At 32.6% G+C, this 24,516-nt stretch carries 17 protein-coding genes and 1 rRNA gene; all 18 read left to right on the forward strand.

The genetic code is table 11. The features are described 5' to 3' along the window. The first annotated feature begins 226 nt into the window (after positions 1-226). The 18 genes from bsdtw1_RS08330 (at position 227) to bsdtw1_RS08415 (ending at position 24,422) form a co-directional block, all read left to right on the forward strand. Positions 227-2,305, forward strand: a complete 2,079-nt coding sequence (locus bsdtw1_RS08330; RefSeq protein ID WP_183277124.1) for a BglG family transcription antiterminator — start codon at positions 227-229, stop codon at positions 2,303-2,305. 549 nt (positions 2,306-2,854) lie between these two features. Beyond that, a complete protein-coding gene (locus bsdtw1_RS08335) occupies positions 2,855-3,415 on the forward strand; it encodes an SIS domain-containing protein (RefSeq protein WP_244638216.1) in 561 nt (186 codons plus the stop codon). A gap of 75 nt (positions 3,416-3,490) precedes the next feature. Beyond that, positions 3,491-4,387: a 4-hydroxy-tetrahydrodipicolinate synthase gene (dapA, locus tag bsdtw1_RS08340; protein WP_183277126.1), complete on the forward strand. Its 897-nt coding sequence runs from the start codon at positions 3,491-3,493 to the stop codon at positions 4,385-4,387. A 185-nt stretch (positions 4,388-4,572) separates the two neighbouring features. After that, entirely contained in the window at positions 4,573-4,857 is a 285-nt protein-coding gene (locus tag bsdtw1_RS08345; RefSeq protein ID WP_183277127.1) for a PTS sugar transporter subunit IIB, read from the forward strand. 19 nt (positions 4,858-4,876) lie between these two features. Then, a complete protein-coding gene (ulaA, locus tag bsdtw1_RS08350; RefSeq protein ID WP_183277128.1) occupies positions 4,877-6,145 on the forward strand; it encodes a PTS ascorbate transporter subunit IIC in 1,269 nt (422 codons plus the stop codon). 384 nt (positions 6,146-6,529) lie between these two features. After that, on the forward strand, positions 6,530-7,288 hold the full coding sequence (locus bsdtw1_RS08355) for an HpcH/HpaI aldolase family protein (RefSeq protein WP_183277129.1): 759 nt from the start codon (positions 6,530-6,532) through the stop codon (positions 7,286-7,288). A gap of 432 nt (positions 7,289-7,720) precedes the next feature. Next, the gene (locus bsdtw1_RS08360; protein WP_183277130.1) at positions 7,721-8,170 is read left to right on the forward strand and encodes a PTS sugar transporter subunit IIA; all 450 of its coding nucleotides are present in this window, start codon (positions 7,721-7,723) and stop codon (positions 8,168-8,170) included. Between the two features lie 95 nt (positions 8,171-8,265). Next, complete coding sequence (locus bsdtw1_RS08365; protein ID WP_183277131.1) at positions 8,266-8,910, forward strand: beta/alpha barrel domain-containing protein; 645 nt, start codon at positions 8,266-8,268, stop codon at positions 8,908-8,910. Positions 8,911-9,063: 153 nt separating this feature from the next. Continuing rightward, positions 9,064-10,599 carry a phosphohexomutase domain-containing protein gene (locus bsdtw1_RS08370; protein WP_183277132.1) on the forward strand — a complete coding sequence of 512 codons (1,536 nt, stop codon included), beginning with the start codon at positions 9,064-9,066 and terminating at the stop codon, positions 10,597-10,599. A 480-nt stretch (positions 10,600-11,079) separates the two neighbouring features. Beyond that, the gene (locus bsdtw1_RS08375) at positions 11,080-12,477 is read left to right on the forward strand and encodes a M24 family metallopeptidase (protein WP_183277133.1); all 1,398 of its coding nucleotides are present in this window, start codon (positions 11,080-11,082) and stop codon (positions 12,475-12,477) included. Between the two features lie 625 nt (positions 12,478-13,102). Beyond that, entirely contained in the window at positions 13,103-14,605 is a 1,503-nt protein-coding gene (gene xylB / locus bsdtw1_RS08380; RefSeq protein WP_183277134.1) for a xylulokinase, read from the forward strand. A 341-nt stretch (positions 14,606-14,946) separates the two neighbouring features. Next, positions 14,947-16,095: an ROK family transcriptional regulator gene (locus bsdtw1_RS08385; RefSeq protein ID WP_183277135.1), complete on the forward strand. Its 1,149-nt coding sequence runs from the start codon at positions 14,947-14,949 to the stop codon at positions 16,093-16,095. A 203-nt stretch (positions 16,096-16,298) separates the two neighbouring features. Continuing rightward, on the forward strand, positions 16,299-16,946 hold the full coding sequence (gene fsa / locus bsdtw1_RS08390) for a fructose-6-phosphate aldolase (RefSeq protein WP_183277136.1): 648 nt from the start codon (positions 16,299-16,301) through the stop codon (positions 16,944-16,946). Between the two features lie 9 nt (positions 16,947-16,955). Beyond that, the gene (gene tkt / locus bsdtw1_RS08395) at positions 16,956-18,971 is read left to right on the forward strand and encodes a transketolase (protein ID WP_183277137.1); all 2,016 of its coding nucleotides are present in this window, start codon (positions 16,956-16,958) and stop codon (positions 18,969-18,971) included. A gap of 199 nt (positions 18,972-19,170) precedes the next feature. Then, positions 19,171-19,794: a DUF4867 family protein gene (locus bsdtw1_RS08400; protein ID WP_183277138.1), complete on the forward strand. Its 624-nt coding sequence runs from the start codon at positions 19,171-19,173 to the stop codon at positions 19,792-19,794. A gap of 183 nt (positions 19,795-19,977) precedes the next feature. Beyond that, complete coding sequence (locus bsdtw1_RS08405; protein ID WP_183277139.1) at positions 19,978-21,450, forward strand: L-fucose/L-arabinose isomerase family protein; 1,473 nt, start codon at positions 19,978-19,980, stop codon at positions 21,448-21,450. A 602-nt stretch (positions 21,451-22,052) separates the two neighbouring features. After that, positions 22,053-22,424, forward strand: a complete 372-nt coding sequence (locus bsdtw1_RS08410; RefSeq protein ID WP_183277140.1) for a hypothetical protein — start codon at positions 22,053-22,055, stop codon at positions 22,422-22,424. Positions 22,425-22,902: 478 nt separating this feature from the next. Then, positions 22,903-24,422: ribosomal RNA gene (locus bsdtw1_RS08415) — 16S ribosomal RNA — on the forward strand. The last annotated feature ends 94 nt before the right edge of the window (positions 24,423-24,516 follow it).

The raw sequence follows: 24,516 nt of genomic DNA on the forward strand, positions 1-24,516 counted from the left end.
TAATTTTTTCTAGATATGAAAATTTAATAAATAATAAGAAAACTAACATTAAAAATAATATAATAAAAATATATAGTCCAGAAATTAGTAAAGATAATTACAGAACTTACACTGAATTGTTGTTGAAAATAAGATAACCGTGAATTAGAATTGTAAGCGTATTCAGTATATTAAGATGTTAGCAATAATATAAATAATCATTAAAAAGTAATGGAGGTTCATTACTATGGATAAGGAAATTGTAATAATTCTTAAACTTTTACTTGAAAGAACTTTAATTACTACTAAAGAATTAATGGATGAGACAGGCTTATCTATAAGACAAATCACATATAGAATCAGTAAAATTAATGATTTATTAAAGTCTCAGAAAGTACCTCCTATCTCTTTAAGATATAACAAGGATTTGATACTTAAATCAGAAACAAGAGATGCAATCCTTGAAATAATTCAGCAACATGATTCGGAAAAAGCTTTCTATCTAAAAAAAGATGAGAGACTTGCTTTTATGTATTTAACTCTATTTATAAATTTAGAATACCTTTCATTAAATCATTTTATTGATGCAATGAAAGTAAGTAGATCAAGCATACTTATGGATTTTAAAGATTTAGGTGAGATCTTAAAAGAAAATGGAGTGTATATTAAAAATAATCGAACTAATGGATATTATTTAATAGGTTCTGAGATGGAAATAAGAAGACTTATGATAAAAATTGTTATAAATACATTATCTATAAACAGAGATTGCAAGATTTTTAATCTATTTATTAAAGAATATAAATTGGATAACTTTCAGAAATCAAAAGAGATAATATCTAATCTAGCGTTAAAGCATAATATTAAATTTGTAGAAGACAGGCTTCTTGAGTTTATTTATATCTTCACTTTCTTGAAAGCTAGGATGATTTCAAAGAAAAAAAGTGAATATGAAGTATCTAAGATACCTAATATTTCTGTAATAAAGTTAATGAAAGAATATAATTTCACAGAGGATTTATTATACAGCTTTGAAAATGGTAATATGATTCAATCTTTTGATGCCAATTACATAAGTGCTTGGATTATTGGTATTTCAGTAGGAAGTACAAAAGACAAAACAGAGGATATTTCAATAATTTCTAAGATAGTAATAAGAATAATGACTAGGTTTGAATCATTAAGCGGATTTCACTACATGAATCGTGATGGAATTTTTGAACAATTATATTCACATTTTAGGCCAGCATATTATAGACTTCTTTTTAAGCTGCCAATTTACAATACTCTTTGTGAAAAGGTTAAAACAGAGTATAAAGAATTATATAAATTAGTAAGCGAGACAATGAAACCTTTTAGTGAACTTTTTGATCAAGATATACCTGAGGATGAGCTAGCGTATCTGACTATACACTTTGGCGCAATATTATTTAATGGAAATGAATCTATTATACCTCCTAAAAAGAAGGCTCTTATAGTTTGTTCAGGAGGTATAGGTAGTTCAGCAATTTTATATACAGAGTTAAAAAATTTATTCCCAGAATTACATTTTCTTTTGCCTATTGAATTATCTAAATTAAATGATATATGTGAGCCTATAGACATAATATTTACATCTAACTATAGCGCAGAACTTATGGAAATAGAGAATCCATTAATAAAAGTAAGTCCAGTTATGACCTTAAAAGAAAAATCTCAGGTTAAGCGTGAAGTATACATGCTTTTAGGAAATACATTTTTGAGGCAGCCTAGAGTGGAAGAAGTTATTGAAATTGTTAGAAAAAATACTAAGATTATTTCCGAAGATGTGCTTTATAATGAGCTTCAAGCATATTTCTCACGTATGGAGAATTTTTCAATAAAAGAGCAAGGAGAGTTCGTTCTTAGCGATATTATAAGTGAAAATCTTATACGGCTAGGAGTTGCTGCAAAAGATTGGGAGGACGCTATAAGAAAATCAGCCTCAGTTCTGCTGAAAAACGATAAAATTACAGCTCCCTATATTGATGCCATGATTACCACAGCAAAAGAATCGGGGCCTTATATAGTTATAACGAAGCATGTAGCTCTTCCACATGCAAAACCAGAGGCTGGAGCTAAGGAAACTGCAATGGGAATAGCTGTTTTACAGTCTCCTATTGAATTTGGGAATAAGGGGAATGACCCAGTAAAATATGTATTTTGTCTAAGTGCTGTAGACCATGAAAAACATCTTCAAGCTATGGCTGAGTTTTTAGAGCTATTAGAAAAAGAAGAGTTTTATCATATTTTAGACAACGCAAAAGATCCAAGTGAAATTATGAACTATATTAAAGCTATGGAATGATGAGAAGTGTAAGATAGTTTTAATAAAATAGTAGTTTTGAAGACTTAATTTTTGAATAATAAATTAATGAAAATATAGCTTCCAAAGTAGTACTTTGAAAGAACTTAAAAAATGGACATGGTATAAAGTAGAGGTCGCTGAAAAACCATTGGTTTTCAGTAATTTCTATAAAATCATGTCATTTTTTATTTTTGCGCTTTTAAAGAATAGTGTTGAAATTGAAAAAAAGCTTCTCTGATACATATATAAAACTCATAGAAAAATATAGAATATCAGCATTATGTTACACAGGGAAACTAAGATGATTCTTATTTAAGTGTATTGTATGTTGTTGTTCAAAACAAAAGTTAGACTTAAATATCATTGAAAAGGAAAAAAATGTAACTTACAATTAAAGCATGAAGTTCAAACGATTACAAAAATCTTATAAAGATTCAAAGATGCAATATATATTAGGTTTAGACTTCAAAAATTGTTAAAGGAAGTGATACGGTGCCATATAGTGAAAAGAAAAAAGAAATTCTAGATAAATATCTAGATGTTCTTTCAATAGAAACAAGTAAATTTATAAATAGCATAAACTTTGAAGCACTGGCTAAAGCTGAACAGTTAATTTTAGAAGCAGAGAAGGACAATAATAGAGTTCATGTAACAGGAATTGGAAAACCTGCGCATGCATCAGCATATATTGCATCTTTATTATCGTCAACAGGAACACCTTCTTATACTCTCCATGGCACAGAAGCTGTACATGGTTCTGCAGGACAAGTAGTTCCCGGTGATGTGGTAATTGCCATTTCTAACAGCGGTGAAACTGAAGAGCTGAAAGCAACTGTTACAACCTTAAAGAAAAATGGAGCTAAAATTATTTCTGTAACAGGAAATAAAGAATCCTGGCTTGCTAAAGAAGGAGATGTACTACTGTTTGCCGGTGTCGAAAACGAAGGTGGAGAGTTAAATAAAGCGCCTCGTTCATCAATAATTGCAGAAATAATAGTTTTACAAAGTTTGAGTATATTACTACAAAACACTAAGGGGTTAACCTTAGAACAGTATGGTAACTGGCATCCTGGTGGAGCTTTAGGGAAATCAATTAGAGAAGTATTTTAGTGCAGTTTACAAGTATGTTTGTTTCAACAAAAATTTTAGGTTAAATATTGGAAATAGATAAGTTGGAGGAAGGGCATGAAGATAAAAGGAATTATTACGGCAATGGTTACTCCTTTTGATGAAAATCAGGAGATCAATAGCAAAGCCACAAAACAGTTGATAAATAAATTAATAAGTAGTGGAGTTGATGGAATATTCATATTAGGAACAAATGGTGAATTTCATATGTTGTCAGAGGATGAAAAAGTAGCTTTTGCAAAAATAGTTATTGATGAAGTTGATAAACGTGTTCCTGTATATGTTGGAACAGGAGGAAATAGCACTTGTGAGGTTATAGCACTGTCAAAAAAGATGGAAGCCATTGGAGCAGATGCATTATCAGTAATAACCCCATATTTTTTAGTACCAACGCAAGAAGAAGTTATAATTCACTATAAATCAGTTGCTGAATCTGTGAAAATCCCAATCATTCTTTACAATATTCCAAAGAATACTGGGATGAACTTAGAAGTTTCCACAGTGGCTGAGCTGGCAAAGGTTAAGAATATTAACGGAATAAAAGACAGCAGTGGAAAACTTGAGAATATCAAAAATTATATTGAAGCTACTAAAGACCAGGATTTTTGTGTGTTGTCAGGATCTGATTCCTTAATCTTAAAATCCTTACAGCTCGGGGCAACTGGTGCAATAGCAGCTACATCTAATCTACTTACAGAACTTGATGTTTCTATCTATAAGAATTTTTTAACTGGTGATATGGATACTGCAGAAAAAGCTCAGAAGGATCTTGAGGTATTGAGAACGACTCTAAAATTAGGAACAGTTCCATCTATTTTAAAAAAATCAGTAGAACTTTCAGGAATCCCAGTAGGTCCTGCAAGACTTCCGGTAACCGAACCAAATCCAGAAGTAGTTGAAAAGATAAAAGAAATGCTAAATTACTATGGAATTTCATGTAATTCGAATCAATAGACTAGTTATATTATATTTTTAAAAATATGGCATTAAGTTTAACAATAATATGTAACTAAATTTTATTATAATACTTTACTTATTCAAGATAGTTGTAGATTTTATTAAAGAATTTATTAAAAGCAATCAGCCAGAGAAAGTGTTTGATTAAATATATCAAAATGTAAAAGAAAGAGGGAGATTTTATGTATAATGCATTAGTAGCTTGTAGGACAGGTATGGGATCTAGTATGCTTCTTAAAATTAAGGTTGATCAAGTGGTTAAGGAAAATGGATACGACATTAGTGTTGAACATTCAAATTTAGATGCAATAGAAGGTGGCAATTGGGACTTTATTGTAACAATGGCTGATATAACTGATGATGTAAAAAATAAAGTTCCATATTGTATAGCAATACAGAACTTGATGGATAAGCAAGAGATAAAAAAGGGGATTGAAGGATTTTTAGAATTTAGAAGCAAAAAATAAATAAGGGGGATTAATATAAATGAAAATTATCATTAGTTTATTAAGTAATGCCGGAATTTTAGTAGGTCTTATTTCAATGGTTGGTCTTATCCTACAAAAGAAATCTGCTGACGATGTTATTAAAGGAACTGCAAAAACAATCATAGGATTCTTAATATTTGGTATTGGTAGTTCTACTTTGAGTGGGGCTCTCGGTAACTTTAATACATTATTCCAAAAAGGTTTTGGTATAACTGGAGTAGTTACACAGGTTGAAGCTGCAACTGCCCTTGCACAAGGAAAGTTTGGAACAGTAGTTGCTATAGTTATGATAATTGGATTTGCAATGAACTTATTCTTCGCAAAATTTACTAGATTCAAAAATATATTCTTAACTGGACAACATAGCTTATATTTTGCTTGCGTCTTAACATTAGTTTTAAAAGCATGCAACGTAAATGATGTAGTAATAATAATAGTTGGTGGTATTCTTTTAGGATTTAGTGCAGCTAGCTTACCACAATTATGTCAAAGATATATGAGGAAAATTACAGGAAATGATTCTATAGCTATTGGACATTATAATCACCTTGCATATGCTTTTTCAGGATTTTTAGGTGGAGTTGTAGGTAACCCAGAACAAAGTACAGAGAAATTCAAGTTTCCAAAATGGTTATCACTTTTTAGAGATTTCATAATGTGTGTAGCAGTTGTTATGGTTATAATATTCTATGTTGCAGCTATAGCAGCAGGAGAAGCAACTACTCAGAAACTAGCTGGAAGCACTCACTGGCTTGTATTCCCATTAATCCAAGGATTGACTTTTGCAGCTGGTATGTCAGTTTTAATAACAGGTGTTCGTATGTTTATTTCAGAAATTACAGCAGCATTCGTTGTTATATCAGAAAAATATATTCCTAATTCTCGTCCAGCAGTTGATTGTCCTTCAGTATTCCCATTCGCACCAACAGCAGTTATTCTTGGATTTATAAGTGCATACTCAGCAGGGCTTGTTGCAATGGCAGTTATGATTTTAGTAAAGAGTTCAATAATTATGATTCCATCAGCAAGTATAGCCTTCTTCTCAGGTGGTACTGCAGGGGTGTTTGGTAATTCAACAGGTGGTTGGAAAGGCTGTATAGCAGGCTCCTTCGTAGCAGGTATACTATTAGTAAGCTTACCACTTATGCTTTATCCTGTATTTGCTCAACTTGGAATAGTAGGAGCTTCATTCCCTAATGTTGACTACAATATTATAGGAACAGTACTATATAAAGTTACTCAGTTTATTCAATCAATTATCCACTAGTTATAATTTGATTTCATAACCTCAATAAAGAAGTGGTTCATCTATATACATTTTAAACAAAGAGCCCTAAAGTGGCTCTTTGTTAATATATAGGAAAATATAGTGAACCTAAATTTTTGTATAACCTGGATCTTATCCAAATTTAATAAGATCGCTTCAGCTACTTTTTTCACTGTAAAGGAAACTATAAAATTTTTAAACTAGCTAAACCTAGAGATTTCAATATTTTTAGAAGTTTTTTGTGGTTATACAGTAAAAAATAAAATTTATGTCGCCTGCCAAATTTTCCTCATATGTATTCGGAAAGGCAGATGCGCAAAAAAAAGTTCACTGAAGAAGATCGCTTCAGCGACTTTTTTATAAGAAATAAGGGTGGTGGAATTAATGACATTAAAAGAACGGATATTTAAGGAAAAGTTGTATGGGGTCTTTATGAAAATTATAGATAATCCTGCTATTAACATTTTAGCTAAAGAGGCCAAATTAGATTTTATGTTTTATGATTGTGAGCATGGAATGTATACTTATGAGAAACTTCATAGCTTAATATTAATGGGAAACTCTGTTGGAGTACCAGCATTTGTAAGAGTGCCCCAATTATCAAAAGGTGACATCTCGAAGTCACTAGACTGTGGAGCAACAGGAGTTATGGTTCCAATGATTGAAGATAGAAAGCAAGCTGAATTACTTGTTCAGTGGTCAAAATATCCTCCTGTTGGAAAAAGAGGATACTCAGGAGGTGCCAATACCGATTATAAACCATCAGGCAATCACAAGAATAATATGGCTGAATTAAATAAGTCAGTAATATCAATTGCACAAATTGAAACAGAACTTGGGGTACAAAATATTGAAGAAATACTCACAGTAGAAGGAGTGGATGCAGTAATTGTTGGCCCAGCAGATCTAGCAATTTCTTTAGGAATCCCGGGAGATTATTTTAACGAAATTGAAATCCAAGCAATAGATAAAGTTGCGTGTGCCTGTGAAAAGTACAAGAAGGGCTTTGGAATAATTGGAAAATTAGAATTGATAGAAAGATACAAAAATCAAATAAACTTTTTGATCAGTAAAATTGATGTAGATATAATAAGAGAGGGATTTGCAAAATCTGTAGAGGATTTTGATAATTTATATATTTGATATTTCAACATATAGTTAAACATATAGATAAATTGCTTCTGATTGAAATTTATCCAAATAAAGATTCGTAGAACTATAGAAATCTTTATTTCGCGTTTAAGGATTGAAGTAGTTTATCTTAACTAATATTTTTATAATACTAGTAAATTAAAAACTATGTAACTGTGAAATAGCCCTATAGTACAAGTATTAGTATTAAAGGATAAGTTATGTAAAAACTTTTTACAAAATTTGGACTATAATAAGATTGAAAGTAAGTAGATGAACACTTAAAATAACAAGTATAGAGTACGTTAATGAAGAGAAAAAGAAAATTTAGATACTTTAAGCAATACAATGTAACAAATAAAATTTAGTCTTAACAAAAATGGTTTTGATTAATTAATCTATTTTAACTAGCAAAGAATGCAACAATTGAAAGGATGAAGATAAATGCTAAGTAATATTATTAATGAAAATCTTATTCGTCTTAAGATATCGGCAAATGATTGGGAGGACGCAGTTAGAAAATCAGCCTCAGCTTTACTTGAAAATGGTAAAATAACAGCTCCTTATATTGATGCAATGATAGATACAGCTAAAGAAGTAGGTCCGTATATAGTTATAACAAAGCATGTTGCACTTCCTCATGCGAGACCAGAAGCTGGGGCTAAAGAAATTGCAATCGGTATTGCCACTCTTGATCCACCAATAGAATTTGGCAATTCCAGTAATGATCCAGTTAAATATGTATTTAGTTTAAGTGCTGTAGATCAAAATACACATCTTCAGGCTATGTCTGAATTAGCAGAGCTACTTGGGGAAGAAGATTTTTATAGTATTTTAGATAAAGCCGAAAGTGCTGATGAAATTATGGATTATATAAAAGCATATGAAGCGTAGATCAATCTTAAAAATAACTTTGTAAATAATTCATAACAGAACCATGTAATTATTTTATTCTTTAGGAAATTATATCTCAAGGAATGGAGGATAATATGTTTAGAGCAGATATAGTTAATAGGATTGAAGCAACAGGTGTCATGGCAATTGTAAGAACAGAAACAATAGAAAGAGGTATAGAGATAGCCGAAGGATGCCTAGAAGGTGGGGTGGATGTTTTAGAAATCAGCTATACACTGCCAAATGCTGGAGAGGTAATAAAAGCTCTTAACGAAAGCATAGGTGACAAAGTATTGATAGGTGCAGGAACGGTTTTAGATGGGGAAACAGCAAGACTTGCCATACTAGCTGGTGCCAAGTTTATTATAGCTCCAAATTTCAGTAAGGAAGTTGCTAAAGTAACCAATCGTTATCAAATTCCATATGCTCCAGGTTGCTCTACTGTAACTGAGATGGTAGAAGCATTAGAAGCTGGGGCATCATTTATTAAAGCCTTTCCTATATCAAATTTCTATGGGCCTTCTCTTGTGTCTGTTATAAAGACACCAATTCCACAAATGCCAATACTGGCCTCAGGAGGAATCACTTTGGATAATTTAGCACAATGGATAAGCGAAGGTGTTGATTCTGTTGGTATTGGAGGTCTTCTAACAAAAGGCTCGAAGCTACAAATTAGTGAAAATGCAAAGAAAATACGAGAAATTATAGATAATACTAGAAAGAATAAAGTTGTAAAGTGAATTTTAGAACAATTTAACTATTTCTACAATAAGCATCGAATAGTATAGATTTGGACTATAGTATTATCTTAGCAATCAACTTGAATTATATTTTGAATAAGGATTCAATTGTCCAAACCATTATGTTATTCTGGTATAAATGGAGGGGAGTTTATGGTATTTACTTATGTTGACTCAGATACTAAAACCAATATAGAAATCTTAAGAAAGCTAAAAAATGGTACAGACATAAGAGGAATAGCAATAGAGAATTCGGAAGGAAAGGCTAATTTGACTTCAGCAATAGTAAAATCAATAGGGTGTGGTTTTGCAAGCTGGCTTAAAAATAATAAAAATCAACGTAATTATAACCTTAAAATAGCAGTTGGAACTGATTCAAGATTATCTGGACCAGAATTAAAAGCTTCTTTATTAGAAAGTTTAGTTGATTTAGGTTGCTCAGTATATGATTGTGGGATGACAACCACACCATCTATGTTTATGACAACAGTAATGGAACAATATAAATGTGATGGGGCAGTTATGATTACAGCAAGTCATCTACCATATTATTATAATGGACTTAAATTTTTTACACCTGCAGGAGGCTGCGAAAGTAAGGATATAGACGATATATTAAATTTAGCTATAAAAACAAACATATCTTCTGAAGTAATAGCAAAAGGAAAGATAGAAAAAATTAATTTGGTAGAGGATTATTCAAAACTATTGATTGAAAAGGTAAGAAAATCAGTAAACTCAATAACTGATTATTATAAACCTCTAAAAGGAAATAAGATAATTGTAGATGCAGGTAATGGAGCTGGTGGTTTTTTTGCTGATAAAATACTTAAAGAATTAGGTGCAGATACAGAAGGAAGTCAATTTCTTGAACCTGATGGAAGATTTCCAAATCACATACCAAATCCTGAAAACAAAACAGCTATGGAGTCTATAAAAAAGGCTGTACTAAAAAATGACGCTGATCTTGGCATAATTTTTGATACAGATGTAGACAGAGCTGCTATAGTAAGCAAAGATGGCAAAGAAATAAATAAAAATTCTTTGATAGCTTTGATATCATCTATAATAGTTAAAGAAAAACCAGGAGCTACTATAGTCACTGATTCTATAACCTCAACAGGATTAACGGAATTTATAGATAGCTTAGGTGGTGTGCACCATAGATTTAAAAGAGGGTATAAGAATGTAATTAATGAAGCTAAAAGACTAAATGCAGAAGGAATAGAAAGTCCATTAGCCATTGAAACCTCTGGTCATGCTGCATTAAAAGAAAATTACTTTTTAGATGATGGAGCATACCTAATAGTTAAAATATTAATAGAAATGTCAAAATTGAAGGAAGAAGGAAAAAGTATTAGTTCTCTAATAGATGAACTTAAAGAGCCACTAGAAAGTGAGGATATTAGAATAAAAATTAAAAGAGAAAACTTTAAAGAATATGGAAGCGCTACCATAGAAGGTCTAAAAAAATTTATAAGAAATGTAGATGGTTGGAGCCTTGAATCGAAAAATTATGAAGGTGTAAGAATAAACTGTTGTAAAGAAAAAGGATGGTTTCTATTAAGATTATCCTTGCATGAACCGGTGCTAGCTTTAAATATCGAGGCAGATACTATTGGTGGAACTGAAAAAATATTGAGTAAGCTGAAAGAGTTTATGCAAGAATACAAGGGATTAGAATTTTAGGCATAAATTAATTTAGTAATGTAGTTGAAATTAAGTGATTTAGCATCGTTGGGTAACAAATTAATTTCACTTGGGGTAACAGTACTTAAGTATAGAGCAGGTATAATAATTAATTAGAAATCATTGCGGTAAGTTTAGTGAAACGTAAGTTTTTTTAAATTTACTGCAATTTTTTAAGTTTTGTTCAGTAATATTTTATGACTAAATAGTTCCTATATCGAAACTTAATTTGTAGTTGTTCGAAAATCTTGGCTTCTGGAAGTTTTCGAGAATATATAAATTAATAATTGAGTTAGGAACTCTATAAATTTATCAATCTAAAACTAGTTCTAAATACAGTTTTCTTAAAAAAACAGCTCATCTTATTATGAATAATAACTTTAGACTGATATAATAATGAGCATAGAAATAAAAGAATGTATCTTATATAGGCAAGTAGTTTAACTAGTATATTTACTTAACGAGTTTTAGGAGGAAGATATGAAAACTTATAAATACTCAAATGTTCATTTAACTGAAATAGATATTCCAAGATGTGATAACGATGGTATTCCAGTAATATTATCTGATAGCACAATGGAGGAAAGAAAAAATAAAGTACTTTCTATTATGAAAAAACAAGGCTTAGATTGTATTATTATATACAATGATCTTGAGCACGGAGCAAACTTTGAGTACTTAACTGGGTTCCTTACTAGATTTGAAGAAGGAATTCTAGTATTACATAGTGATGGGAAAGCATACTTAATTCTTGGAAATGAAAATACTAAGATGGTTAACTACTCAAGGATACCAGCAGAATTAATTCATTCGCCTTATTTTTCTCTTCCTAATCAACCTATGGAAAATGAAATGAGCATGAAACAAGTGTTTGAAAAAGCAGGTATCAAGGTAGGTTTACAAGTTGGGTTAGTTGGGTGGAAGAACTTTACAAGCAATTTTTATGATAACAAAAAGTTCTTTGACATGCCTTACTTTATCGTAGAAGCAGTTAAAGACCTTGTAGGAGAACAACATATATGCAATGCAACACATATGTTCATCAATGCTGATTATGGAGTAAGAGCAACTAATAATGCCAATGAAATAGCGCATTATGAATTTGGTTCTTCCTTAGCTTCAGACTGTATACTTAATGCAATGAATGCATTGGAAGTTGGAAAAACTGAGATGGAGATAGGAAGCTATTTAAAAGTATATGGGCAGCCAACTAATGTAGTTGCTATAAGTTCAACAGGAAATCGCTTTGAGAATGCTAATTTATACCCATTAAACAAAAAAATAGAGGTAGGAGATAAGATTTCGCTTACAACTGGATATAAAGGGGGATTAGCTAGCAGAGCAGGATATGCAGTAAGCAGTAACTCTCAACTTCCTGAAGCAGTTAAGGACTATGTTGATGTAATTGCTGCACCATATTTTACTGCTATTGTGGCTTGGCTTGAAAGTATTCATATAGGTATGAGTGGAAATGACATGTATGAACTTATCGAAAGGGTTTTACCAAAAGAAAAATATCATTGGGCACTTAATCCAGGACATTTAACTGCAGATGAAGAATGGATGTCTTCACCGATTTACCCCAGATCTAAAGAAATTTTGAAAAGTGGTATGCTTTTGCAAATTGATATAATACCTTCTATGCAAGGCTATGGCGGTGTTGGGGCAGAAAATGGTATCGCCTTAGCAGATGATAGTTTAAGAGAGGCAATTAAGAAGGAATACCCAGAATTATGGGGGCGAATTGAAAAAAGGAGAAAGTATATTAAAATGGTTTTGGGTATACAGTTAAGTGAAGAGGTATTACCTCTATCAAGTACAGTAGCATATCTTAGACCTTATCTATTAAATAAGAAAAGTGCATTTATATATAGATGAACCACTTCATAATTAAACTTACATTTTCAAATTCTCCTCTCAGAACCCAGAGGAGTTTTGAAAATAGATTTCGGATTGAAGTGGTTCATCTTTAGATAAACCACTTCATAATAGAATCTAATTATAAAAGTCTATATGAATTGCTAATTACATTTAATTGTGATTAGCAATTTTTTTGATTTAAATAAAGTATAAGATTTTAAGAAGGCTAAACATAGAGATTTTAATGGTTTTACAATGCTTTTAGGAAAATGCAGTAAAAAATAAAAGCTATCAAATATGAGATTTAAATCATCAATATTAGGAAATGTAGAGGCATAAAAAGTCACTCTAGCGACTTTTTTATTTTAAAATAAAAAGAAAAATTTTCTATAAAATCTTATGGAAAAGTTTACAAAAAAGATATTGACTAAGAGGAAAAGGGGTAGTAAAATAAACTTATTAAATGACATTTAAAAAGTTATTTTAAATGTGAATTAAAAAGATTTCGACTGATAAAAATATGAGAGTAACAAGATATAATTCGAATTTTACAATGATTTAGAAAGTCAACTATTTAAGATGTATCTATTCAATAAATTGATATTTAGAAATAAATGATTATTAAAAGATGGGGGAGTAAAATATGAGATATCTATTAGGCTTGGACATTGGGACATCAGGAACTAAGACAGCTTTGTTTGATGAAGAAGGGAACACAATAAAAACTGCAACCTATGAATATGATTTATTTCAACCACAGGTAGGCTGGGCAGAACAAAATCCTGAAGACTGGTGGGAAGCATGTGTTAAAGGCATAAGAGATGTAATTGAAAAAAGTGGTGTACAAGCTAATGATATAAAAGGAATTGGCTTAAGCGGTCAAATGCATGGACTTGTTTTAGTTGATAAGGATAATAAGGTTATAAGAAATTCTATAATATGGTGTGATCAAAGAACAGAAAAAGAATGTGATTACATGACAGAAGTTATAGGAAAGGAAAGATTAATAAAGATAACAGGAAATCCAGCTTTAACTGGCTTTACACTTTCCAAGTTATTATGGGTAAGGAACAATGAACCTGATAATTATGAAAAGATATATAAGATTCTTCTTCCTAAAGATTATATAAGATTCAAACTAACAAATGTATTTGCTACAGAAGTTTCAGATGCAAGTGGTATGCAAATGTTAGACATTAATACAAGAAGTTGGAGTAAAGAGCTTCTTGAGGATTTAAATATAGATAAGAATATATTAGCAGATGTATATGAATCAGTAGTTGTAAGTGGACATGTTACTGAAGAGGCAGCCAAGTTAACTAGCTTAGCTCAAGGAACACCTGTAGTTGGTGGAGCTGGAGATCAAGCTGCTGGAGCAGTAGGAAATGGGATAGTAAGCGAGGGGACAATATCAACAACAATAGGAACATCAGGAGTTGTTTTTGCAGCAACAGATTCACCTAGATTTGATAAAGAAGGAAGAGTTCATACTTTATGTCATGCAGTACCTAATAAATGGCATATAATGGGGGTTACTCAAGGTGCTGGATTGTCCTTAAACTGGTTTAAGAGAACTTTCTGTGCAAAGGAAGTAGAAGATAGCGAAAAATCAGGAGTCAATATATATGATTTATTAACTGAAAAGGCATCAAGATCAAAGCCAGGATCTAATGGAATAGTTTATCTTCCATATCTTATGGGAGAAAGGACTCCTCATATAGATCCAAATGTAAAGGGTGCTTTTTTAGGAGTATCACTTATAAATAATCATGATGATTTTGTTAGAAGTATAATAGAAGGTGTAAGTTTCAGTCTTAAAAACTGCCTAGATCTAATAGAAGAAATGGATGTAAAAATAGATGAGATTAGAGTAAGTGGTGGTGGAGCAGAAAGCAGTGTGTGGAGACAAATATTAGCTGATATCTTCCAACATTCACTAAATACAGTAAAAGCATCAGAAGGCGGAGCTTTAGGTGTAGCAATATTAGCAGGAGTTGGAGTTGGAATATACGATTCAGTTGAAGATGCATGCAGGAAAATTGTAAAGGGTAACTCTAAAGTAGAACCTAATTTAGATTTAAAAGAAGTATATTCAAAGGTATATCAAGCATACAATTCTGCTTACCCTAGAATAAAGGGCTTTTAAAGATATATTATTTTTGATTTGTAAATAATTATGCTTTATTAAGTAGTGCGCAAGGAATAATATTGTCTTGCGTATCATAAGAACTGAAGACATCTTCAAATAATATAACTAAGTTTAAGGTTAGTTTTTGGCATTTATATTAAAATAGCATGTTTTATAATGTCTAAAATACTTGATTTCTGATGATTTTTAGGCAAAAATTAAGTAGTAGTAGAGTCATTATAGCAAGTGAATAGTAGAATTTATAATCCATAAGTTGCAACAATTTAACAACGTAGAACAGTGTTATTTTTCTTAAACTACCATTGTTTATATGTTATTTGAGAGGAGTATTTTCAGATTTGATAGAAGTTAATCACAGTAAAATTAAAGAGACAAATAGAAAAAAGATAATTGGACTATTATTAGAACGAAACGAAATCACAAAACTTGATATTTCAAGAATATTAGATATAAGTATAACTACAGTTTCTACAAATATAACAGAATTAAAAAGTGAAGGAATAGTTGAAGATGTAAGATCTTTAGAGTCAACTGGTGGAAGAAAAGCAATTGCAATCAAGTTAAATGAAAATTGTAGATATTCTATTGGAGTCGCACTAACACCAAACCACATTAAGATATCTTTAGTTAATTTAAAAAGAGAGATCATTGATAATATAAGAATTAGACATAAAAACAGTGGTATGGAAGAACTTATCGTAATAATCAAAGAGAATTTAGAGCTTATTATGAAAAAATATGAGCTGGATGATAAAAAACTATTAGGTATAGTATTTTCTGTGCCTGGAACTGTAGATTTTGAAAATGGAGTAATTAAATATGCGTATCTTCTAAAAGCAAAGAATTTCAATTTAAAGGAAAGCTTCTTGTATTTAAATGTTCCTATTTATGTAGATAATGAAGCAAACCTATCAGCTTATTATGAATTTTTGAATAGAAAAGATATGCTAAAAAATTTACTTTATGTTTCAATAACAGATGGTTTAGGGCTCGGTATAGTAATTGATGGGAAAATATATAGAGGTGACAACAATTCATCTGGAGAACTTGGACATATTAAGATATCTATTAACGGTAAGAAATGCAAGTGTGGTGCAAAGGGATGTCTCGAAGCATATACTTCAATGAATTCTTTAATTGATAATTATAATGAAATAGCTGAAACACCTATTTCTGACATATATGAGTTTGAAGGAAAGTATATCCAAGGTAATGAACTTGCAATAAAAGTTTTAGAGGAATATTTGGGTATTCTAGGAATTGGTATATCAAACTTAATTATGATATTAGATCCTAGCTGTATAGTGGTAGGCGGGGATATAAATAGTTTACTAAACGATAAAATGGCTTTATTAAGAGAAAGTGCATATAAAGACAATTCTTTTACTAATGAAAATAATTGTAATATTAAATTGGCTAATTATAAAGAATCTTACCTTTTAGGGGCAGCAATGATGCCAATAGAGGAGTTCTTGCAAATTAAATAATTGAAAAGTAATGATATACAAACGGGTTTCTATATAGAAATTAGGTTTATATAAGTATTGTATTTAGTCCATATTTCAGGACTATACAATATGCATAAATTATATTTTATTAGAAGCCCAGTGTTTTAAAAACTTATTAAACTAATTTTAAAAAGTTATTAAAAAAGTTTTACGTACAAGAATATAAAGAGGAGAGATTAATAATGAAGTTTTTCTTAGATACGGCAAATGTTGAACATATTAAGCAAGCAAACAAGATGGGAGTAATTTGTGGAGTTACGACAAATCCATCACTCATAGCAAAAGAAGGAAGAGACTTCAATGAGGAAATAAAAGAAATTACTGAGATAGTTGATGGACCAATAAGTGGAGAGGTTGTTAGTGAAGATGCAGAAGGGATGATAAAAGAAGGAAGAGAAATAGCTGCAATTCATAAGAACATGATAGTAAAGATTCCAATGACTGGAGAAGGTTTAGCAGCAACTAAGATTTTAGCAAGTGAAGGTATAAAGACAAATGTTACTTTAATCTTCTCGGTAACTCAAGCTTTACTTGCAGCAAATGCAGGCGCAACCTATGTAAGCCCATTTCTAGGAAGAATAGATGATATATCGATGGATGGAATGGAACTTGTTAGAGATATAGCAGAAATATTTGATATTCATTGTATAGATACAAAGATAATTGCTGCAAGTGTTAGAAATCCAATCCATGTTATACAAGCTGCAAAGGCAGGCGCACATATAGCAACTGTTCCTCATGGTTTAGTACTTCAGATGATTAAACACCCATTAACAGATCAAGGGTTAGAAAAATTTAAAGCAGATTGGGCATCAGCTTTTGGTAAGTAGGAGGACATAATGAATAGAGAATTAGATAAGTTATCAATCAATGCAATAAGAGCACTTTCGGCAGATGCTATAGAAAGGTCTAAATCTGGACATCCAGGGCTTCCTTTAGGTGCCGCTACCATGGCGTTTATTTTATGGACAAAGATGAATCATAATGGGAAGAACCCAAACTGGGATAACAGAGATAGATTTATATTATCAGCAGGGCATGGCTCAATGTTAGAATATTCCTTACTTCACTTATTTGGATATGAAATAACAATTGAAGATATTAAAAATTTTAGACAAGTTGGAAGCTTAACTCCAGGACATCCAGAGTATGGTCATACAAAAGGTGTTGAAATAACAACAGGACCACTTGGACAAGGTATATGTAATGCGGTAGGTATGGCTATCGCAGAAGCACACCTTGCAGAAAAGTTTAATAAACCTGGATTTAATATTGTAGATCATTATACTTATGCCATTGTAGGAGATGGTTGTCTAATGGAAGGAATTTCAGCAGAGGCATCATCCCTTGCAGGTACTTTAGGCCTTGGTAAATTAGTAGTTCTATACGATTCAAATAACATTTCAATTGAAGGAAATACAGATATAGCCTTTAGAGAAGACGTAACTAAAAGATATGAAGCTTATGGATGGCAAGTACTACAGGTTACTGATGGTAATGATATTGATGCAATTGAAGAGGCTATTAATATAGCAAAAGCTGAAATTTCAAGGCCATCTATAATAATAGTTAAAAATGAAATAGGATTTGGATGTCCAGCAAAGCAAGGGAAAGCATCAGCTCATGGAGAACCTCTAGGAACTGAAAATGTTCTGGCTATGAAAGAAAATTTAGGATGGAATACAGAAGTTCCATTTTATGTACCTACTGAAGTATATTCGAATATGAATACACATATAGAGCATGGAATAGCTAAAGAAGCGAGCTGGAATGAACTTTTCAGTGTGTATTCAGTAGCTTATCCAGAATTATCAGAAGAATATAACAGGTGGATTAGTGGTGATATTGATAACGAAGAATTGCTAAATAACGAAGAATTCTGGAGCTTTGATAAAGCGATGGCTACTAGAGAATCTTCAGGAATTCTTATAAATAGATTAGCAAAGTTAATCCCTAATTTCATAGGAGGTTCAGCAGATCTTGCACCTTCAAATAAAACATATATTGAAGGCAAAGGAGATTTTTCAGCAGAAGATAGACGCGGACAAAACCTTCACTTTGGAGTTAGAGAGCATGCTATGGCAGCTATAGTAAATGGTATGTATGCTCATGGTGGACTTAAGGTATTTTGTGCAACCTTCTTTGTATTCAGTGATTATATGAAGGGAGCTATGAGATTATCTTCTTTGATGAAGCTTCCAATAGCATATGTTTTGACTCATGACAGCATAGGAGTTGGAGAAGATGGACCGACTCATCAGCCTATAGAACAATTAGCAAGTCTTAGAAGTATGCCAAACATGACAGTATTTAGACCAGCAGACTCAAAAGAAACCGCTGCTGCTTGGTATTACGCTGTAACTAATGGAACTACTCCTACAGCATTAGTATTAACAAGACAGAAATTACCACTATATGAAGGCTGTGCAAAGAGAGCTTTAAAGGGTGGATATATACTTAAGGATTCGAAGAAAGCTATTCCAGATGTGCTTTTAATGGCTTCTGGATCAGAAGTAGAACTTATATTTAGAGCGGCAGAAGAATTAGAAACAAAAGGAATAGATGCAAGAGTTATAAGTATTCCAAGCTTTGAGGTATTTGAAGCTCAAGATGAAGTATATAAAGAATCAGTTATGCCAATTTCAGTTAGAGCTAGAGTTGCAGTTGAAGCATTAACTTCTTTTGGATGGCATAAATACGTAGGTATAGATGGAGAAATGATTTCTCTAGACACTTTTGGAGCATCAGGAAAAGCTGAGACTTTGTTTAAGCAATTTGGATTTACGGTCGAAAATGTGGTTGATAAGGTAGTAAAAGTCGTAAATAAAGGAGTAAAAGTTCAATTTAAAGCTTAAAATTGTGATCCCTTGTTGAAATTGAGGTGTGACTCAATTTACCCGTTTACAAAATATTAATTGTAGAAGTGCCTCAGTTTCAACCTTAATATAAAATAATAAAAAATTTAGGTGTTGTCAAAGTACTGTGTTGAAATTAAGTGGTTATTTATATATAGCCTAAAATTTAAATAAATATATAAATGAGAGGAATATCTATATGATCATTAAAAGTGTAAATGATAAAGAATTTAAGAAATATGGACAAATATTAAAAAATTATGATTTCAAAGAGATACTTGCAAAAATGCAAAACACTCCACTTCCAGAAGATGTGATCTATGAGCCTTCTGTTAAAGAACTTGAGGAACTAACAATAGCAAAAGAACTAAAAGAAAGAGAGTTTGGAGAATTACCAATACAAATTGGCTTCTGCAATGGTAATAACTATATGCTAAATGCAGTAGAATACCACCGCACCTCAGAAATAAATATAGCAGTCACAGAACTTATACTTTTAATTGGAAGTCAGCAAGACATTGAAGACGATTACTCTTATGATACATCTAAAATTGAAGCGTTTTTAGTTCCAGCAGGAACCGCTATAGAAGTATATGGTACTACACTTCATTACGCACCTTGTAACGCTAAGGAAGATGGATTCAGATGTGTTGTAGTATTGCCGAAAGATACCAATCTACCTTTAGAGCATAAGGTAGAAAAGGTTAATGAAGATGCATTATTATTTGCAAGAAACAAGTGGCTTATCGGACACAAAGACACTGATTTAGGTGAACAAGGAGCGTTTATAGGTCTTGTTGGAGAGAACATTTCAATAAAATAGCTGAAATACTTTCTGATGGATATAAATAAAGAAAAAATAAAAGCTTTGAGCTTCATCTATATTGTGAAGATTCAGCAATATGACTTATCAAACAAAAGGCGTCAGATATAGATTCAAAGCAATAATTAAAATGATAGTAAGAAAACTTCAATATAATAAATTAAATAAATGGAGGAATTAGAAATGAATAATACACCAAAAGTAAAATTAGGAATTGTCGCAGTAAGTAGAGATTGCTTCCCTATGGAGCTTTCAGCTAATAGAAGAAAGGCAGTAGTAGAAGCATTTAATGGAGAAATTTTTGAATGTGAAACAACTGTAGAAAATGAAAAAGATATGAGAAAAGCTTTAGCAGAAGTTAAAGAAGCAGGTGTAAATGCTTTAGTTGTTTTCCTTGGAAACTTTGGCCCAGAAACTTCAGAAACTTTACTTGCAAAAGAATTTGGTGGTCCAGTTATGTTTGCAGCTGCCTCAGAAGAAAGTGGAGATAACCTTGTTGGTGGACGTGGAGATGCATATTGTGGGATGCTAAATGCAAGCTACAACTTAGCACTTCGTAACATAAAAGCATATATCCCTGAATATCCAGTTGGGACTGCAAAAGAAGTTGCAGAAATGATTTCTGAATTTGTTCCGGTTGCTAATACATTACTTGGCTTAAGTAACTTAAAGATAATATCATTTGGTCCAAGACCTCAGGATTTCTTAGCTTGTAACGCACCTATTAAACAATTATATAATTTAGGTGTTGAAATAGAAGAAAATTCAGAACTTGATTTGTTTGCTGCCTTCAATGCACATGCAAATGATTCAAGAATACCAGAAGTTATATCAAGTATGGAAAAAGAGCTTGGAGAAGGTAATAAAATGCCTGGTATCCTTCCAAAGCTAGCTCAATATGAAATTACATTATTAGACTGGATGGAAGAACATAAAGGGTCAAGAGAATATGTTGTATTTGCAAATAAATGCTGGCCTTCCTTCCAAACTCAATTTGGTTTTGTACCATGCTATGTAAACAGTCGTTTAGCTGCTATGGGTATTCCTGTATCTTGTGAAGTTGATATTTATGGAGCTTTAAGTGAATATATAGGAACATGCATAAGCCAAGACGTTGTAACTTTACTTGACATAAACAATACAGTGCCTGCTGATATGTATGAATCAGAAATAAAAGGAAAGTTTGATTACACATTAAAGGATACCTTTATGGCATTCCATTGTGGAAATACAGCTGCTTGCAAATTAACTTGCGGAACTATGAAAAATCAAATGATAATGGCTAGAGCTCTAGAACCAAATCAAGAACCAAATATAACAAGAGGAACTTTAGAAGGAGATATAATTCCTGGAGATATTACTTTCTTCCGTCTACAAAGCAATGCTGATGCAGAACTAACAGCTTATGTAGCAGAGGGCGAGGTTCTACCTGTTGCAACTCGTTCTTTTGGAGCTATAGGTGTGTTTGCAATTCCTGAAATGGGAAGATTCTATAGACATGTATTGATTGAAGGAAGATACCCACATCATGGAGCAGTTGCTTTTGGGCATTTTGGAAAAGCAATATATAATTTATTTAGATATTTAGGAGTCAAAGAAATTGGATTTAACCAACCTAAGGCAATGTTGTACAAGACAGAAAATCCTTATAAATAGAGGATTGATAGTTATTAATGTAGTATGGCATAGCAGAACATGCAGTGTTAGTAATACTTAGATTAAAAGTGAGTGGTAGAAAGATAATTTATCACTCACTTTTTTTACTTTAGAAAATATAAGATTTTCAACCTATCTAAACTCATATTTCAAAGGATTTGCAAATTTCAAAAGCTATGAAATAAAAAAATAAAATATATTCGATTGCCAGGTCTTTCTCCTGCACATTTAGAAAATAAAATGCGTAAAAAAGTATCCGTTTTAAAGTGATGATTTTATAGTTAAATATATAAATATATAGATATATAAATATATAAATATATAAATATATAAATATATAAATATATAAATATATAAACATATAGGAAAGATGTAGGTGGAAGAAGTGTGTCTAAGTATCGTAATCTTATGAAGAAACTGATTATGAAATCTTTGCTATATTGATTAATAACATTATGAAGTAAGAAAAAATTTATTATAAGATCAACATTTTATAGATAGATGAAGCGTATACATGTATAAAAATAGTTAATTCATTAAAGAGTATGAACTGATTATCTCTTATAAGAATATACTGATAATAGGTAAGGGGGATCGAAGCTATGAGTAAAAAAAATATAAAATTTCATTGTGAAAAGTGCGGCAAAATAATTGATACTGATGTGAGTGGGTTTTATATTTATAAAGATATCTCAGATGCTCCTAAAAATATTTACGATATAATGAATGTAATAATAAATAAAGAATACAACTTAAGTAGAAATTTTTGTTCTAATAAATGCTACAATTTATTTTATTGGGAGAATATAGTATTACGAAGTTCTTTATATAATGTAATTGAAAGTGAAGCAATGGGATGTCTTCTGACAACAAATTCAGATAATATTCCATATTCTATCTTGAAAGAAGTAAGCTTAGAAGATTTAGAAAAATACGTTGAACAGAAAATTAGATATATAGAAGATAATTTATAAAAGCCTAATCTAGGCTTTTTTGTTTATTTATTCATTAGGAATATATAATTCAATTAAAATTAAACAGGTTATTTAATTTATTGTCTATTTTACAGTGTAACAGCTCCAGGTGTATCAATTCATGGAATATGTTGAAATACGGAGGAATATTAAACAATGGACAAGTAGTCTTGTATAACAGTATTTTATACAATATATAGAATTAAGCCGTATGTTATTATAAATTATGTCGCTGCAATGCAGAGAGACAAAAACACAAAAATTAAGAGTTTGTTTAAAGAAAATAAATTTTTAAAATCAGTGTTGACAAAGAAATCTTACGGTGGTAAGATGAATAAGCTGTCAGAAAGATGGCAATAAAAACTTGGTCTTTGAAAATTAAACAGAGAAGATAAACAAAGTCTAAAACTAGACTTAAACTAAACCAGCAATTCTTTTGAAAAAAGACTTACTAAGTAAGTAAGCTATGATTAAACTTTAAATTGAGAGTTTGATCCTGGCTCAGGACGAACGCTGGCGGCGTGCCTAACACATGCAAGTCGAGCGGAGAAAGTTCTTCGGAACTTTCTCAGCGGCGGACGGGTGAGTAACACGTGGGTAACCTGCCTTATAGAGGGGGATAGCCTTCCGAAAGGAAGATTAATACCGCATAACATTTTCGTTTCGCATGAAATGAAAATCAAAGGAGCAATCCGCTATAAGATGGACCCGCGGCGCATTAGCTAGTTGGTGAGGTAATGGCTCACCAAGGCGACGATGCGTAGCCGACCTGAGAGGGTGATCGGCCACATTGGAACTGAGATACGGTCCAGACTCCTACGGGAGGCAGCAGTGGGGAATATTGCACAATGGGGGAAACCCTGATGCAGCAACGCCGCGTGAGTGATGAAGGCCTTCGGGTTGTAAAGCTCTGTCTTTGGGGACGATAATGACGGTACCCAAGGAGGAAGCCACGGCTAACTACGTGCCAGCAGCCGCGGTAATACGTAGGTGGCAAGCGTTGTCCGGATTTACTGGGCGTAAAGGGAGCGTAGGTGGATATTTAAGTGGGATGTGAAATACCTGAGCTTAACTTGGGTGCTGCATTCCAAACTGGATATCTAGAGTGCAGGAGAGGAAAGTGGAATTCCTAGTGTAGCGGTGAAATGCGTAGAGATTAGGAAGAACACCAGTGGCGAAGGCGACTTTCTGGACTGTAACTGACACTGAGGCTCGAAAGCGTGGGGAGCAAACAGGATTAGATACCCTGGTAGTCCACGCCGTAAACGATGGATACTAGGTGTGGGGGTTTCAACACCTCCGTGCCGCCGTTAACACAATAAGTATCCCGCCTGGGGAGTACGGTCGCAAGATTAAAACTCAAAGGAATTGACGGGGGCCCGCACAAGCAGCGGAGCATGTGGTTTAATTCGAAGCAACGCGAAGAACCTTACCTAGACTTGACATCTCCTGAATTACCCTTAACCGGGGAAGTCGGTACCTTTGGTACCGACAGGAAGACAGGTGGTGCATGGTTGTCGTCAGCTCGTGTCGTGAGATGTTGGGTTAAGTCCCGCAACGAGCGCAACCCTTATTGTTAGTTGCTACCATTTAGTTGAGCACTCTAGCGAGACTGCCCGGGTTAACCGGGAGGAAGGTGGGGATGACGTCAAATCATCATGCCCCTTATGTCTAGGGCTACACACGTGCTACAATGGCAAGTACAAAGAGACGCAAGACCGTGAGGTGGAGCAAATCTCAAAAACTTGTCCCAGTTCGGATTGTAGGCTGAAACTCGCCTACATGAAGCCGGAGTTGCTAGTAATCGCGAATCAGCATGTCGCGGTGAATACGTTCCCGGGCCTTGTACACACCGCCCGTCACACCATGAGAGTTGGCAATACCCGAAGTCTGTGAGCTAACCCGTAAGGGAGGCAGCAGCCGAAGGTAGGGTCAGCGATTGGGGTGAAGTCGTAACAAGGTAGCCGTAGGAGAACCTGCGGCTGGATCACCTCCTTTCTATGGAGAAATTATTAAGTACTGATGCATTTCAGGCTTAATATATACGAATTCTGGTTAGAATCTCTCTCTGTTTAATTTTGAGATACCAAGT

The organism is Clostridium fungisolvens, from assembly GCF_014193895.1.
GTDB classification, from domain to species: domain Bacteria; phylum Bacillota; class Clostridia; order Clostridiales; family Clostridiaceae; genus Clostridium_AR; species Clostridium_AR fungisolvens.